The 13,730-nt window shown below is 54.4% G+C and carries 16 protein-coding genes; 7 read left to right on the top strand and 9 right to left on the bottom strand.

What is annotated here, in order from left to right; translation table 11 throughout:
• Window positions 1–116 precede the first annotated feature (116 nt).
• The 9 genes from J4E58_RS19680 to J4E58_RS19640 all read right to left on the bottom strand — a co-directional run bounded on the left by J4E58_RS19680 (window position 117) and on the right by J4E58_RS19640 (window position 7,613).
• Window positions 117–566, bottom strand: a complete 450-nt coding sequence (locus J4E58_RS19680; protein WP_087092620.1) for a single-stranded DNA-binding protein — start codon at window positions 564–566, stop codon at window positions 117–119.
• Window positions 563–1,081, bottom strand: coding sequence for a DUF3158 family protein (locus J4E58_RS19675; protein WP_087092621.1), 519 nt, complete (start codon window positions 1,079–1,081; stop codon window positions 563–565). The genes J4E58_RS19680 and J4E58_RS19675 overlap by 4 nt, the downstream gene beginning before the upstream one ends.
• Window positions 1,078–1,833 carry a PFL_4669 family integrating conjugative element protein gene (locus J4E58_RS19670; RefSeq protein ID WP_087092622.1) on the bottom strand — a complete coding sequence of 252 codons (756 nt, stop codon included), beginning with the start codon at window positions 1,831–1,833 and terminating at the stop codon, window positions 1,078–1,080. Before J4E58_RS19670 ends, J4E58_RS19675 begins: the two co-directional genes overlap by 4 nt.
• Window positions 1,834–2,065: 232 nt before the next feature.
• The gene (locus J4E58_RS19665; RefSeq protein ID WP_087092623.1) at window positions 2,066–3,256 is read right to left on the bottom strand and encodes an STY4528 family pathogenicity island replication protein; all 1,191 of its coding nucleotides are present in this window, start codon (window positions 3,254–3,256) and stop codon (window positions 2,066–2,068) included.
• Window positions 3,253–3,801, bottom strand: a complete 549-nt coding sequence (locus tag J4E58_RS19660; protein ID WP_087092624.1) for a DUF2857 domain-containing protein — start codon at window positions 3,799–3,801, stop codon at window positions 3,253–3,255. The genes J4E58_RS19665 and J4E58_RS19660 overlap by 4 nt, the downstream gene beginning before the upstream one ends.
• The gene (locus J4E58_RS19655) at window positions 3,798–5,363 is read right to left on the bottom strand and encodes a ParB family protein (RefSeq protein WP_087092625.1); all 1,566 of its coding nucleotides are present in this window, start codon (window positions 5,361–5,363) and stop codon (window positions 3,798–3,800) included. The genes J4E58_RS19660 and J4E58_RS19655 overlap by 4 nt, the downstream gene beginning before the upstream one ends.
• Before the next feature lie 308 nt (window positions 5,364–5,671).
• Window positions 5,672–6,514 (bottom strand): ParA family protein, encoded by an 843-nt coding sequence (locus J4E58_RS19650; RefSeq protein WP_087092627.1) that lies wholly within the window; start codon window positions 6,512–6,514, stop codon window positions 5,672–5,674.
• A gap of 4 nt (window positions 6,515–6,518) precedes the next feature.
• On the bottom strand, window positions 6,519–6,749 hold the full coding sequence (locus J4E58_RS19645) for an AlpA family transcriptional regulator (RefSeq protein ID WP_087092628.1): 231 nt from the start codon (window positions 6,747–6,749) through the stop codon (window positions 6,519–6,521).
• A 108-nt stretch (window positions 6,750–6,857) separates the two neighbouring features.
• Entirely contained in the window at window positions 6,858–7,613 is a 756-nt protein-coding gene (locus tag J4E58_RS19640; RefSeq protein ID WP_087092629.1) for a hypothetical protein, read from the bottom strand.
• 1,055 nt (window positions 7,614–8,668) lie between these two features.
• On the opposite strand from J4E58_RS19640, the gene J4E58_RS32325 reads away from it, so the two are divergent.
• The 7 genes from J4E58_RS32325 to J4E58_RS19615 all read left to right on the top strand — a co-directional run bounded on the left by J4E58_RS32325 (window position 8,669) and on the right by J4E58_RS19615 (window position 13,579).
• On the top strand, window positions 8,669–8,827 hold the full coding sequence (locus J4E58_RS32325) for a DUF5993 family protein (RefSeq protein WP_219735175.1): 159 nt from the start codon (window positions 8,669–8,671) through the stop codon (window positions 8,825–8,827).
• A gap of 13 nt (window positions 8,828–8,840) precedes the next feature.
• Window positions 8,841–9,437, top strand: a complete 597-nt coding sequence (locus J4E58_RS19635) for a disulfide bond formation protein B (protein ID WP_207255324.1) — start codon at window positions 8,841–8,843, stop codon at window positions 9,435–9,437.
• A gap of 267 nt (window positions 9,438–9,704) precedes the next feature.
• Window positions 9,705–11,144, top strand: coding sequence for a cytochrome ubiquinol oxidase subunit I (locus J4E58_RS19630; RefSeq protein ID WP_087092632.1), 1,440 nt, complete (start codon window positions 9,705–9,707; stop codon window positions 11,142–11,144).
• 3 nt (window positions 11,145–11,147) lie between these two features.
• Window positions 11,148–12,155, top strand: a complete 1,008-nt coding sequence (gene cydB / locus J4E58_RS19625) for a cytochrome d ubiquinol oxidase subunit II (RefSeq protein ID WP_087092633.1) — start codon at window positions 11,148–11,150, stop codon at window positions 12,153–12,155.
• Window positions 12,156–12,170: 15 nt separating this feature from the next.
• Window positions 12,171–12,332 (top strand): DUF2474 domain-containing protein, encoded by a 162-nt coding sequence (locus J4E58_RS19620; RefSeq protein WP_087092634.1) that lies wholly within the window; start codon window positions 12,171–12,173, stop codon window positions 12,330–12,332.
• A 477-nt stretch (window positions 12,333–12,809) separates the two neighbouring features.
• On the top strand, window positions 12,810–12,968 hold the full coding sequence (locus J4E58_RS32320; protein WP_219735174.1) for a DUF5993 family protein: 159 nt from the start codon (window positions 12,810–12,812) through the stop codon (window positions 12,966–12,968).
• A gap of 11 nt (window positions 12,969–12,979) precedes the next feature.
• A complete protein-coding gene (locus tag J4E58_RS19615; RefSeq protein ID WP_087092635.1) occupies window positions 12,980–13,579 on the top strand; it encodes a disulfide bond formation protein B in 600 nt (199 codons plus the stop codon).
• Window positions 13,580–13,730 lie beyond the last annotated feature (151 nt).

Here is a 13,730-nt window from a genome sequence, read left to right as displayed (position 1 = left end):
TGAAGTTGGACTACAGTACGGATCTTCACGAGCAGCAAGTAACAACAGGCCAGCAACTTCGCGCAAAGGCGCATTTTTTATGCCTGAAATCGATCAGTCCGTAGGTGGTGACCCCTCTACGCTTTTTTTGGTTTCAACGAAGGTGAACTGGCCTGCTCTGTATTTTGCCCAACGTGTTTCGCAGGCGCTGCCGGGTTATTGGATCGCTCCCGCATGACCACGCTGTGCATACGGTGAGGCAGGATGCCGACTCGGCGGGCCTCTATCTTGAAGGTCACCCGCGCGTTGTCTTCGCTGTCCTCCCACTCATCGCGCACGGTGCGACCTTCGACCAGTACACGCATGCCTTTCTGGTACAGCGTGCTCCAATGTTCAGCTTCGCGGTGCCAGAGCTCAACCGGTGCCCAATAGCCGCCTCGATCTTCATAGCTACCCTCGCGTGGCACGGGGTTGTCGAAGTACACATTCAGCCGTAGCAAGCGCCGTGGCTCGTCATTGCCTGATGGAAATTCCTGGAACTCTGGCGCACTGCCGATGTTGCCTTCGCCGAGGAAAAAAGTACTCATCGTGATACCTCCACTGCGGTTGTGAACTGGCGCAGCAGCCGTTCGGCGCTGTCCATTTTGATCGCGCAGGTCGTGGCCTGGCGGTAGAGCGAATGCACCACGCTCATCTGTAGGTTCAGGGCAATGCGATCGCATTCGAAACGGTGCAATCTCTCGCGTACGGCTTGTGGCAGGACCTGGTTACGGATCTGGTACTCCCAGACTGAAACCCCCATGCGGGCGAAGTCACGGGTGCGCCAACGCAAGAAAGTGCTGCCCGCGCTGGTGTTCTGCAGCACCAATCGAATATCCAGCAGTGAGTAAGGAGGCTGTGCGGCCTGCTGCACAACAGCCTCCATCAGGAGACATAATTGCGCCTCGATTTCCCTCGCTATTTGCGCCAGGTGTTCCAACTCCCCCTTACCCTTAAAAGGCTTTAAAAGGCCTTTTAGGAAGGCCGCGTGTTCGAACGTTCGATAAGCATTCGGTGTCAATGCTTCGAAGGGTATTGGTCGAACCGGGATCATCGGACTCATGCTTCGTCCTCCGGTTTATCCACCGTTGCAGAGGGCTCTCCCAGGTCCTCTGCCAACGCATCAGCGTCATCCACTGTCCCAGCACCACGACGAATGATCGGTGGTGCGAACTGGGAGCGGCGATGACCCTCAAGGATGTCCGTGGGAGGCAAACCCCATTTTTCGATGGCCGCCAGGGCACGGGCGTTGTTCGCTGCCATGTCATCGCGTGTGACGCCGGCATGCCGATAGCGTTGCGCCTGACCGAACAGGCTGCGCAACAGATGGGCACCGTCGTCGATCCAGGCTTCCATATCGTTACGGCCGATCAACGCGGTGTGATGGGCCAATAGGGTATGACGCACCAGGGTGTCGTAGTCAGTCAGCAGGTAGACCGCCAGGAAACCCAGCTGGCTGCCGATGTACAACGGCAAGGTGACGGGATGGATGTTGAGGTTGTCGCTCATATCGATCTGTGTCGGCAAATCCTGTCTAATCCGATCCAGCTGTTGGGTCAGTTCCAGCATCCCTGCCTTGGCCTGCATCAGCTTTTCTTCGAGTTGCACGATGGCCCAGTCGGCATACGGATCATCCTGGGCTGCGGTTTGTTTGATCAGGTTGGTGACGCTGATGTAGCCGGCCATGCCCATGATCGAGTGCACACCCTCACGCGCAGTCCGGCCTTGCCAGATACGGGCTGCGTGGTGAGTGTGCAGGGTCAGGGTGATGCTGCTGCGCAATGAGCCCAGGTTGAGTTGGTAGTGATCGGCCACGGTGTTGTCCTCGTATAGGCTTGGGCGAGAACGTTGTGATAGATGAGAGGTAAGGGCAGCCGAAAAGTTGAAAGCGGTCTGTTCGGTTTGGTCTGAGAGGGCTAATTTCGGAGGCGTTACGAGTGATGCCGGTGGCATCATTTCTGTGGATATCTATAGCCATGTTGTTCGCATTACATAGATCGCGATCCCATATTGGACCTCAGTAGATTTGATGCCAGTGGCATCAAATCTACTGAGGTCCAGGACGTTTGCCACGCAGTTGGCGTAGCTCATTCAGACATGCTTGGGCGAGCGCTGAAGCGGGTTCGCGTTGCTTTCGGGGCGGGCGCGAGGGGACGGGTAGGAACGGTTCTGCAATTGGCGGCGGTTCTGCCTGACCTGCCCAAGGACGAAAATCGCCTTTCAGCGCACGCTGGATCAGGCCCATCAGATAGGCTGCTGGCTTGCGGACACTTCCTGCCGCACAGCGTGCCCCCGCCTCGTTGAGCACCGCCTGCCGATCCGCTGGCTTGAGCTTGTTCAGCGCCACGGTGACAGCCTGACGTTCGCTTGGGATCAGATGCAGTGGATTGGGCCAGTGCAAGTTATCTACCGCTGGGGTCGCGCGCGGTACAGTACAAAGACTTTCTTCTAATACAGTACAGGCGGTGTTCGGACTCCGAACGGTGCTGGAAACACTGGCATTCAAGCCTGGTTCGCAATCCGAACGAGGCTTTGCACGATTCCGAACCGGGTTATCTTCCCCCAATTCGGATTCGTGCAATACGGCATTGCTTGCCTGATCCAACCCTTGCCACATCCAGTGATCGCCCCAGCTGTCGAGCCGCGTCGGTAACCGATCCCGATCAATATTCGTGTCCTGGCTGACTTCCTCTACGACGTGCTGGGCGACAATACGCACTGCCTTCGTCGCATGGCCTAGGGCATGTCCGACCAGCTCCAGGTAATCCTGATCCAACTCCATGGCTTCGGCGGGGGTTAACGGTTCATCATGCAGGACGTACAGAGAACCTTGAAGGCGTCCGCTGACCTGATCGCGTCCACGACTCACCAAACTGAGCCAGCGCGTCAGTCTGAGCATCGTCAAGACGCGCGCGATGGTTTCACGGGAGGCAGATGCACCGTAGGGCACGCTGGACAGGTAAGGCTGCAAATCCTCATAGCGCGGCGTGACCACACCCTGGCCTTGCAGCATGAGCCGGAACACCTGCCAGGCATTACGCTCCAACGGCGTTAGCCGATTATCCAGCAGCAATCGACGTGGCACGATTTCGTGTGATTGGCCACTGAACAGAAAGCCAGCCTGCAGAGCCTGGTTGGAGGGTCGCTCAGTAGTCGGACGTGCGGGCCAGCATTCACTCAGTTGCTGGGTACATTGCTGCAGGACACGCTGCCAGCGACTGCAGGGGGGTGTGTTCATGTTCCATTGCTGTACTGGTCAATCTGCTGCCAAACGATGGTCAAGCTGATCTGTTGTTCTTCGGCCAGCATCATCATCGCGTCGAGCTGATCTTCGGTACTGTCCTGCGCGCGTAGCTGGCACCAGCGCTGCCAGAGCGCATGTTCCTGCGCTTCGCTCAAATGCTGAGGGCGGCCCTTACGGGTTTCTATCTTGAGTAGACGGCGGCGCAGGGCGGTTTCCGAATGTGCCAAGCCGAAGCACTGGTACATGATGGTGCTGCTGGCGCCCAGCTTGAGCGCCCGATTGATCAACCTCTCGTTCTGCTCGTCGCGTTCGGCTTGTTCGATCAACCGGTGCAGCACTGGCGAGTCAATCTTGACCTCAACCCAGGGGACGGTGGCATGAGCCAGGCGCGAGAGTGTGGTGGGCGGTAAGGATTGCAACAGATAGATGTCGTCTTCACTCAGTCCGAGGGCTTTGCAGCGCTGTGGGTTACCCAGGCGCAGCTCATGTAACACCTGGGTCAACATGGCTTGGTTGAGCACATTAAAGGACAGGCTCATGGCAGCTCCTTCGGTGAGTTATTTTCATGCGCAAGCGTTAAATCGATCAAGCGACGGGCCAGACGGATCAGGCGATACAGCTTGATTAGCAAGCTGTCGGGCAGTCGCTCCAGCCCCACATCCACGGCGGGACGATCTGTCAGCGGGAGTTGATAGACCCCCAACAACAGTTGGCCGAACAAGGCCGAGGGCAGTTGCTGACGATCCTCCCAGTTCACGTCGTCTTGAGCGCGCAGCAGGGCTAGGAGCAGTAGGTGAATGCCGGTCGCGCGAGGTGCTGCAAGATCAAGCCGCTCGATGTTGAGGGCGAAGCCCAAACCCAGCTGCTGATCGATGATGCTCTCGGGATGTCCGGCGTAGGTCGCCATTTCCCGCGCCAGTGTGGCAATGGCCAAACGCAGTTGTTCGGGGGTATCCAATTCAGGGGTGATGGCCCAGATCTCGCTCATCGCGCAGGCTTCGACAGTCGGCAACGCTTCTATGGAGGTCTCACGATCGATCTGTTCGCGAATCTGTTGAACACGTGACGGGCGGCTGACCGATGATTTGATATTTGTTTCAGGCGGCGTGAGCAACTCCCCTTGCGCTGTCTCAGCCTCTGGGCGGAGCTTGGAGGAGGGAGGTTTTGCCGCGGCCTTATCAATACCCGGCTGAGGGCTGTTTTTCGAGGGCGTGGTGGCGACAATGTCAGGCGTCGAGATCACCCGTTGGGTATCGCTCAGCTCCAGGGCCAGCATGCGGTAGGACTGCCCGAGCAAGCGGCTCATGCGCTCGAGCAGTTCATCCTGGAGCTGCTCAAGATCGAAGGACTCTGGGGCGGCATCGAAGTCGCTCAGGGTTTCGAGCCAGAACTCGGTGAACACAACAGTGGTGGTTGGATAGCGGTTCCAGGTTCGTTCAGCCTGGCTGCGCAGAGCGATCAGGCGTTCGACCTGGGGCTTCCCCAATCCGGCATACAGGGTTTGTGGAATAGCGGGCAGTAAGTGTTCGAGGGTGTCCAGCATCCGGCTGATGTGTGACTGCGAAATGGGATAACCCCCAGTGGCAAGGCGTCGTGCCAGCTCACGTTGTGAGAGCACAACTCCATCTGCTTCGAGCATGGTTTTGAGCTTGGCTACTGCCAGAGCACGTTCGATGAAGGTGAGTTGGCCATGCAGATCGCTTTCAGCCAGATGGCCGAGCAGGGCAGTGATCTCACTGTTCCAGGGGCGGAACAGACAGTGAATGCGAAAGAAGCGCTGGTCACGGGTTTCCTGCCACAGCTCGCCAAGAATCGCCAAGCGGGTATTACCACCGTTGCGGATGATGAAATAGGTTTCTCCCGGGCGGCGGGTAATCGGTGGTGGTTGGTCTAGTCCGCGCTCACGGATTGAGGCTTTGATATCGTTGTAAAGCGGATTACGGATGAAGCGTGGGTTGTGTTCATAGGGCCGCAACTGCTCCAGAGTGACTAGCATAGGTGTGTCAATGACTGGATCAGACAGTCGCTCCAGCTCTGGACCTCGAGAGAAACGCTCCTGATGCAGCTTGTCGGTGATCTCCTCCTGACTGAGCTTCTTCATCTAAATAACCTCAGTTAGCGCCGGTTTCGCAAATGGTCACCGACCTCGAATTTGACGATCTGGACAGTCCCCGAACCTTCGAAATGTTTAGAGAGTTCTGCGAGGAACCAGCCCATGGCCGAGCGACCACCCTGCAGGCGAAAGACTACGGTGCAGTACTCTTCGCAAGGTGGGTGCTGTGGTCGAATGGATGGTTGAATGATGATGGGAGGCTGAGCCAACATCTAGAGACTCCTCGCCAAACACAGTTGGCCTAATGTCGAGTAAATAAAACGATTTGTTGAGAATGGTCAGCTTGGCGATTCGCCTCATTGCGCTTCCGGACATCTATTCACTGCAGAGATCGCTTCGCGCCATTCTGGAAATAACTCGATGGCCAGCGCTAGCATGGTGTCCAGGGCTGATGGAGAGCGTCGATCACCTGACTGGCGTTTCTCGACTCGATGGACCGGTAGACCGAGGGATGCGGCATTGAGGTACGCCACTCGGTCTGGAACTACGGTTTCCAGGATTGAGATGTTGGTAGCCCCAGCATAGGTATCGCGCAGTCCGCGGATGATCATCCGGGTGTCTATCCGAATGGTATTCACCTGGTTCAGCAGTAATCTCAAGGGTGGTGGGGGAATGCCCAGGTGGCGGAACGGTTCGAGTTCGCTGAGCAGCTGCAAGGTGCCGCGCTGCAGTTCGCGGGCGGCGAGCATTTCTGGGGTGATGGGAGAGACGGCGAGATCGGAGGCCAGGACAGCCATCTCCAGCAACACGCTTCGTGCGCCCTGGGTGTCGATCAATAACAGGTCATAATTGGGGGGGAAATTGTTGAGCAAATTGCGCAGTCGCAATCGACCATCGGGGGCATGCAGCAGCAAGGTGCTCAATCGGCCTTGATCGTCATTGGAGAGGATCAAGTCGAGTCCCGTGATCACTGTCCTGGAAATAATCTGTGCTGATGCTGTTAGGTTGAGTGCGATGAACTCGTACGCGCCTGCGTCAGCCTTCCGGTTCAATGCGTAATAGCTGGAGAGGGTGGGTTGGCTATCCAGATCGAGCAGCAGAACGCGTAGGCCAGCATCCGCCAGCAGACCACCGAGGTTGGCGGCTACTGTGGTTTTTCCTACCCCACCTTTGGTGGAAATCACCGACACCACACGCATGGCATCAGGCCTGCTGACCTAAGCGTTCAACGATCCACTGCTCGATCTCCAGCGAGTCCCAGCCAACCGCGCGCAGGCCAATTCGCTTGGCTTGAGGGAATCTGCCTTCCTTCATCAGGTTGTAGATGTGCGCACGCTTGAAGCCGGTTTTTCTTTCAACTTCGTCGCGGCGCATGATGTGCCGTCCGACCTGTGGCTGAGGTGTTTCAGTGATGGGGGAGGATTGGCTGGACATGCTGGTCTCTCCTGGCGCCGATTGGCGCGTGGTGGGAAGTGACTTGAATTAAATGGCAGCAAAGGCGCGAAGTCATTGCACTGCAATCAGGAGGATTGCAGTGCAATGCTATGGTTCAGGTGTTTTTTTGAGGCTACGGTTGGCGGCAGCAAACTTCTCATCCAATGTTCGTTTGCTGAGACCGGGAATGTCCTTGTGGCGAGCAGTCACAGCGTCAACTATTGCAGCTTGACTCTTGAATACGGAAAGAGGCTTACCAGCAGGTGATGAGTCCAAAAAGGTGTTGAGCAAGGCACCGATGATCTTCAGATAGGTGTTCTCGCTCCGCTCGCTGAGCTGCCCCTGGACATTCGCCAGTGATTTAAGGCTTTCCTGTTCAAGTCCTAGAGTCCGAAGGTCTGCTTCGACACTTTGGAGCTGGTGCTGCAGAGTATCCCGTTCTCGCAGTAAGGCATCACGCTCGGCCTGGAGGCTAAAGTAAACACCCAGGCTGATTTTTTCTTGAGCGTTGTCGCCAGACTCGAATAGAAAGGTGGGTCGTTGATCAGGATAATAGACCTGCATCCATTGACGTAGACTTGAATGCCGAATCGTCAATAAATTGGGTTCCACGATAGTGCCTAGGGGTACCGAAATGCCGAAACAGCCATAGGGTAATTCGCCATTGCGAATAGCGTCATAAATTAGTTCGGTGTTGGACTGTAGGCATGGCCACTGAGGAAATAGGAGCTTGAGTTCCTCTGGGGAAGACCAGGTAGCCTGTAAGATTTGTGCCTCGAAACGAATGAGATTGCACCAGCGCAACGCTGCGTCGATGGGGCGATAGAAGGTTTTAGCCTGCGGATTAAAATTCTTTGAAGACATGCGCGAACGGGCCTCCATTCCTGATGGATGGGCCTCTCGCGAAGCATCTCTACATCGCCTACCTATTTGGCACTGTTGGCAGTGGCTGTTATATGGATCTTTAGGTCGATGAGATCATTCCATCTATCCATTTCCTAAGGTAATGCCATTATTTTTGTTAAGGCGTTCGCCCGAAGGTAGGTGGGCGAATCTCATCGTAGGGATCTACGGTGATTTCTTGGCTGATAATGACAGTGGATCCATGGTGAAGACCACCTGTTTTGTGATGCGTTCATACCGATAGTCGCGATTCTTCTCGTCGCTCGTTACCCGATAGAACACGAAATGCTTGGGCTTTTGACCGCCCGATGTGGGGCTCTGGTGTGAGGTGATAGCTGGCCAAGGCCTGTCGATCCCATTGGGCATCTTTTTCGTCGGCGGCACCCGGACAGATTGGATGTTCTGCCAGAGCCTGGACTCGTTGAGAACCGGGCACTGGCGTTTCCGGCAAAGCGGGCCGTTTGTCCTGTCCTTGGGGAGGGGGGCACCATCGCAAACGGAACAAGCGATGGCGATAGGCTCCACCGTGCACCTCTAATGTGTTCCACATTGGCACCACGGCAAATCATTATCGGTAAAATCGATAACGCATGCCGATAATACGGTGAAAAACCGATAAGGAAATAACCTAGACTGCACACATGGTCATCCACACACACATCAGGAGGATTGCTATGACGCGTAGGTATTTTGCCGCTCAAACCTCTTGGGCATTTGAGCGGACCATTGGGGTGGTGCGTCAATTTATGCTGGCGACCATGGGCTAGCAGCTTTTCACTGATCTTGACTTGACTTTCATGGACTCCCCAGGCTGCGCTCCATTTCTAAAGGGTATTGGATGTTGAACAGCGTTCTGTTTTGCACCTTGCAGTGTTTGTACACAGCTCGGTGGGTCATGTTTTTGATGGGAACAAGCAGATTTTCGGATGCGCTCTAGCGAGGCTGATTAATTTAGGGCTTTGGCTGATCCTAAATGAAAGTAGCGCTGTATCACTTCTTATAAAGGAAGGTCCACAATGTATATGTTCTTGCCGTTCTTAATTGCTCTGCTGAGCGCCATCTCTATATTTTTCGGGAAAAAGCGAACAGGGTTTTGGCTGTGGGGGCTGTTACTGATTGTCAGTCTGGTGTGGTTTAACTACCACTCAACTGATCTCCTTAACCTATCCTTTTGAAAGGTATTAGAGAATGAGTAACCATAGCTCGCGGCCCTCGATGGGGGAGAGCGCTTCTCAGCTCTCCAAGCTCAGTATTGGCGATACACTCAATATTCTTGGTCTTTTGGGCATCAGTTTGTCGCTGGTAATTGCGTTTTATTATCAGCTGTTTCAGCATGAACTGCCATGTCCGCTATGTCTGCTACAACGAGTGGGTATGATTACCATAGGTTTTGGCTTTTTAATGAATGTACGTTTTGGTGTCCGTAGCGCTCACTACGGTGTTGCGCTATTAGGGAGTCTGCTAACCGGAGCTATCGCCTCACGCCAGATGTTTCTGCATATTCTTCCAGGGGATCCGGGCTATGGGGTGACGCTTTTGGGCGTGCATTTCTACACATGGGCCGTGGTGTCTGCCCTTGCATCCATGGTGTTCATCTCGGGGCTTCTGCTGCTTAAAAGCTGGGAGCAGCCAACACCTATCAGGCAACAGGCGCACGCTCTTGGGAAGTTGGCCATGGCCGTATTTATTTTCCTGATAGCTGCAAACCTGGCATCTACAGTTCTGGAGTGTGGTACCGGAGAGTGTGAGGCTAACCCCGTGGTTTATCAGCTACTGACAAACTAGTTCTGCTCAGACATGACTTTTCTTCGGGCTGTGAGGTAATGAGCTCACAGCTCGCCGTAATCCAATGACTCGCTTCTTGTATTTCAATTCTGGTGGTTGAAGTTGGCTTCATGGTCTTTTGCTGATCGAAAGAAAACTTGAGCCGGCTTACCGTTCGTGATCCTGCATGTCATCCCGGCGGAGAAAGTATGTCGGTCATGTAGAACTCAGCAACTAACTTGAGCGCACTGTTGCAGTCATGCTTTATCTGCATATAAGAGGGTAGTTATGTTTAATCTACAGGCATTAGACTTGGCGCGAATGCAGTTCGCATTTACGGTCTCGTTCCATATTCTGTTTCCGGCGATCACGGTCGGTTTGGCCGGTTACCTGGCGGTTCTTGAGGGGTTGTGGCTGAAGACCCGCAACGATACCTACCGTGATCTGTACCACTTCTGGTCGAAGATCTTTGCCGTCAACTTCGGCATGGGCGTGGTGTCCGGTCTTGTTATGGCCTATCAGTTCGGTACCAACTGGAGCCGTTTTTCGGACTTCGCCGGCCCCATCACCGGTACTCTGCTTACCTATGAGGTACTCACAGCCTTCTTCCTTGAGGCGGGCTTTCTGGGAGTGATGCTGTTCGGCTGGAACCGGGTCGGGCGCGGACTGCATTTCTTTTCTACCGTCATGGTGTCTCTGGGAACGCTGATATCGACCTTCTGGATCTTGGCGTCCAATAGCTGGATGCAGACCCCTCAGGGTTTCGAAATCGTTAACGGCCAGGTGATTCCGACGGACTGGCTGGCGGTGATTTTCAACCCTTCGTTCCCGTATCGCCTCGCACACATGTCGATTGCGGCGTTTGTCGCCACCGCCTTCTTCGTCGGTTCGTCGGCTGCCTGGCACCTGTTGCGCGGCCGTGATAACCCGGCGATCCGCACCATGCTGTCGATGGCCATGTGGATGGCCCTGATCGTCACGCCTATTCAGGCCATGGTCGGTGATATGCACGGCCTGAATACCCTGGAACATCAACCGGCAAAAATCGCCGCGATTGAAGGTCACTGGGAAAATCATGGCAATGAACCGACTCCGTTGATCTTGTTCGGCTGGCCGGACATGAAAGCCGAGAAGACCAGGTTCGCCGTCGAAATTCCCTACCTGGGCAGCCTGATCCTGACCCATAGCCTGGACAAACAGGTACCCGCGCTGAAGTCGTTTGCCCCTGAAGACCGCCCCAACTCGACCGTTGTGTTCTGGTCGTTCCGGGTCATGGCCGGCCTCGGCATGTTGATGGTCTTCACAGGACTGTGGAGCTTGTGGTTGCGCAAGCGCGGAACGTTGTACCAGTGCCGTCCGTTTCTGTACTTGGCGATGTTCATGGGACCGTCCGGCCTGATCGCGATTCTCGCCGGCTGGTTCACCACTGAAATCGGCCGTCAGCCGTGGGTGGTGTATGGCCTGCTGCGTACTACCGATGCCTCGTCGAACCACAGTGTGGCGCAGATGAGCCTTACCCTGGGTCTGTTTGTCGTGGTGTATTTCGCGCTGTTCGGGACCGGTTTCGGCTACATGATGCGTCTGGTGCGCAAAGGTCCTAAGACCAATGAAGGCGCAGAGATCAGCCACGGAGGCCCTGGTCAGCAACGTACGCCGGCCCGTCCGCTATCGGCCGCCGACAATAACGGTGAAGGCGATCACAGCCACAGCCTGAGCAAGGGGAATTGAGTCATGGGTATTGATCTTCCATTAATTTGGGCCGTGGTCATCATCTTCGGCATCATGATGTACGTGGTCATGGACGGCTTCGACCTGGGGATTGGCATTCTTTTCCCTTTTATCAAGGACAAGAGTGACCGCGATGTCATGATGAACACCGTCGCCCCCGTCTGGGACGGTAACGAGACCTGGCTGGTGCTGGGTGGTGCAGCGCTGCTCGGTGCTTTCCCGCTGGCTTACTCGGTGGTGTTGTCGGCGTTGTATCTGCCACTGATTTTCATGCTATTCGGGCTGATCTTTCGTGGCGTGGCGTTCGAGTTTCGCTTCAAGGCCAAGGAAGACAAGCGTCATATCTGGGACAAGGCCTTCATCGGTGGTTCACTGGTCGCCACGTTCTTCCAGGGTGTAGCACTGGGCGCATTCATTGATGGCATACCAGTGGTCAACCATCAGTACGCTGGCGGCGGGCTGGACTGGTTGACACCCTTCAGCCTGTTCTGTGGCGTGGCGCTGATCGTCGCGTATGCCTTGCTGGGTTGCACCTGGTTGATCATGAAAACCGAAGGCAAGTTACAGGAGCAGATGCACGACCTGGCGCGGCCGCTGGCTCTCGTGCTGCTGGCGGCAATCGCTATCGTCAGTATCTGGACCCCAATAACCCATCCCGAGATCGCCGCACGCTGGTTCACCCAGCCGAATGTGTTCTGGTTCCTGCCGGTGCCGATCCTGGTATTGGTAACAACCTGGGGCATATTCAAGGCTGTGGCGCGTAATGCGCACTACACACCGTTCCTGCTGACCCTGGTGTTGATCTTCCTCGGCTACAGCGGCTTGGGTATCAGCCTATGGCCGAACATCGTGCCACCATCCATTTCAATTTGGGACGCCGCTTCACCACCTCAAAGCCAGGGTTTCCTCCTGGTCGGTACCTTGTTCATCATCCCATTCATCCTGGGTTACACCTTCTGGAGCTACTACGTGTTCCGCGGCAAGGTGACCCACGAAGACGGCTACCACTAGCAGAGGAGCGCCCCAATGGACAGCAAGAGAATTGTTGAACCGACCGAACATAAGCCACTACTACGGCAGCGACTGGGCTGGATGCTGGTGATTTATGCAGGCAGCGTGGCGGCGTTAGGTGTGTTTGCCATGCTGATCCGGCTATTCATGCAGGCGGCGGGGATGAAGTCGCACTGACAGGTTTTTCGATGCTGGAACAGCCTCTTCAGGATATGGATGTCCGAGGGGCTGTTTTTGCTATGGGATCAATACAAAACGATTGCACCTGCTTCACGCTCGGCGTTCCTTCCTTTGGGAGTTGTGTTTGGGGCTCACACAGCTTCGTCCTCGTTTTCGCATATACACAAAAGGCCTACGCCAATCGATGCGAATCAGATGAAGGGCGGCAGGGGGTTAACCGTGTTCCATCTTGAGCTTTAACGTTCAGTACACGTTTGTTGGATCGTGTTTTTGGTGACGGCGATCACGTTTCTTTACGCTTTGCAAATGAAAGTTGTACGTTTTTCTTGTTGGACCAGATATGATCAAAAAGTTGATATGAGCGTCAAGACTGATCGTGCATGAAAAAACTGGCATGCATAAGTCAGTGCAGGTGCTGCGACCAGGCTTAAATCAACATAGTTTGCATCGGTCTTCATAAAGGAAAGCTACATAATGTATATGTTTTTACCCTTCTTAATTGCCTTGCTGAGTGCGATTGCTATTTTTTTCGGAAAAAGGCGAGCAGGATTCTGTCTGTGGGGGCTGTTAGTAATTGTCAGTCTGGTGTGGTTTAACTACCACTCAACTGATCCCCTTACCTTATCCTTTTGAAAGGCATTGCCATGTTAAGTAACAACCGTTCGCAACCCTTGAGCGGGGACAATCCTCCCCAATCCTCCAAGCTCAATATTGGCGATACGCTCAATATTCTTGGTCTTTTAGGTATAAGTGTGTCGCTGGTAATTGCATTCTATTATCAGCTGTTTCAGCATGAATTACCGTGTCCTTTATGTCTCCTGCAACGCGTAGGCATGATTACCATAGGTTTTGGCTTTTTAATGAATGTGCGTTTTGGTATACGCAGTGCTCACTACGGTATTGCGCTATTAGGCAGCTTGCTGACTGGAGCTATCGCCTCGCGTCAGGTATTTCTGCATATCCTCCCGGGGGATCCAGGTTATGGGGTGACGCTTATGGGCCTGCATTTCTATACATGGGCTGTGGTGTCTGCCCTTGCATCCATGGTATTCATCTCGGGGCTTTTGCTGCTTAAGAGCTGGGAACAACCATCATCTGTCAAGCAGCAAACACTTTTTCTTGGAAAGTTGTCGATTGTTATATTCATACTTCTAATCGCTGCAAATCTGGTCTCTACATTGTTGGAATGTGGTTTGGGTGAGTGCGAGGCTAATCCTACCTATTATCAGCTACTGAATTTATAGTGTTGTTAAAGACACTATTTTTTCGAAGTTTTGGGGCGTTGCCTTAGAGATTGATGTATTTCAATACCCCTTTGCACTCCAGCCACTATGGCTGGAGTGCGCTCAACGGCTTGCTGCTAATAGAAAACAGACTCTAATTAGCCTGCCGGGT

It is taken from the genome of Pseudomonas sp. FW305-25 (genome assembly GCF_017351415.1).
GTDB classification, from domain to species: domain Bacteria; phylum Pseudomonadota; class Gammaproteobacteria; order Pseudomonadales; family Pseudomonadaceae; genus Aquipseudomonas; species Aquipseudomonas chlororaphis.
Note: the sequence above shows the minus strand (reverse complement) of the source record. Positions and strands in the feature narration are given on the sequence as shown.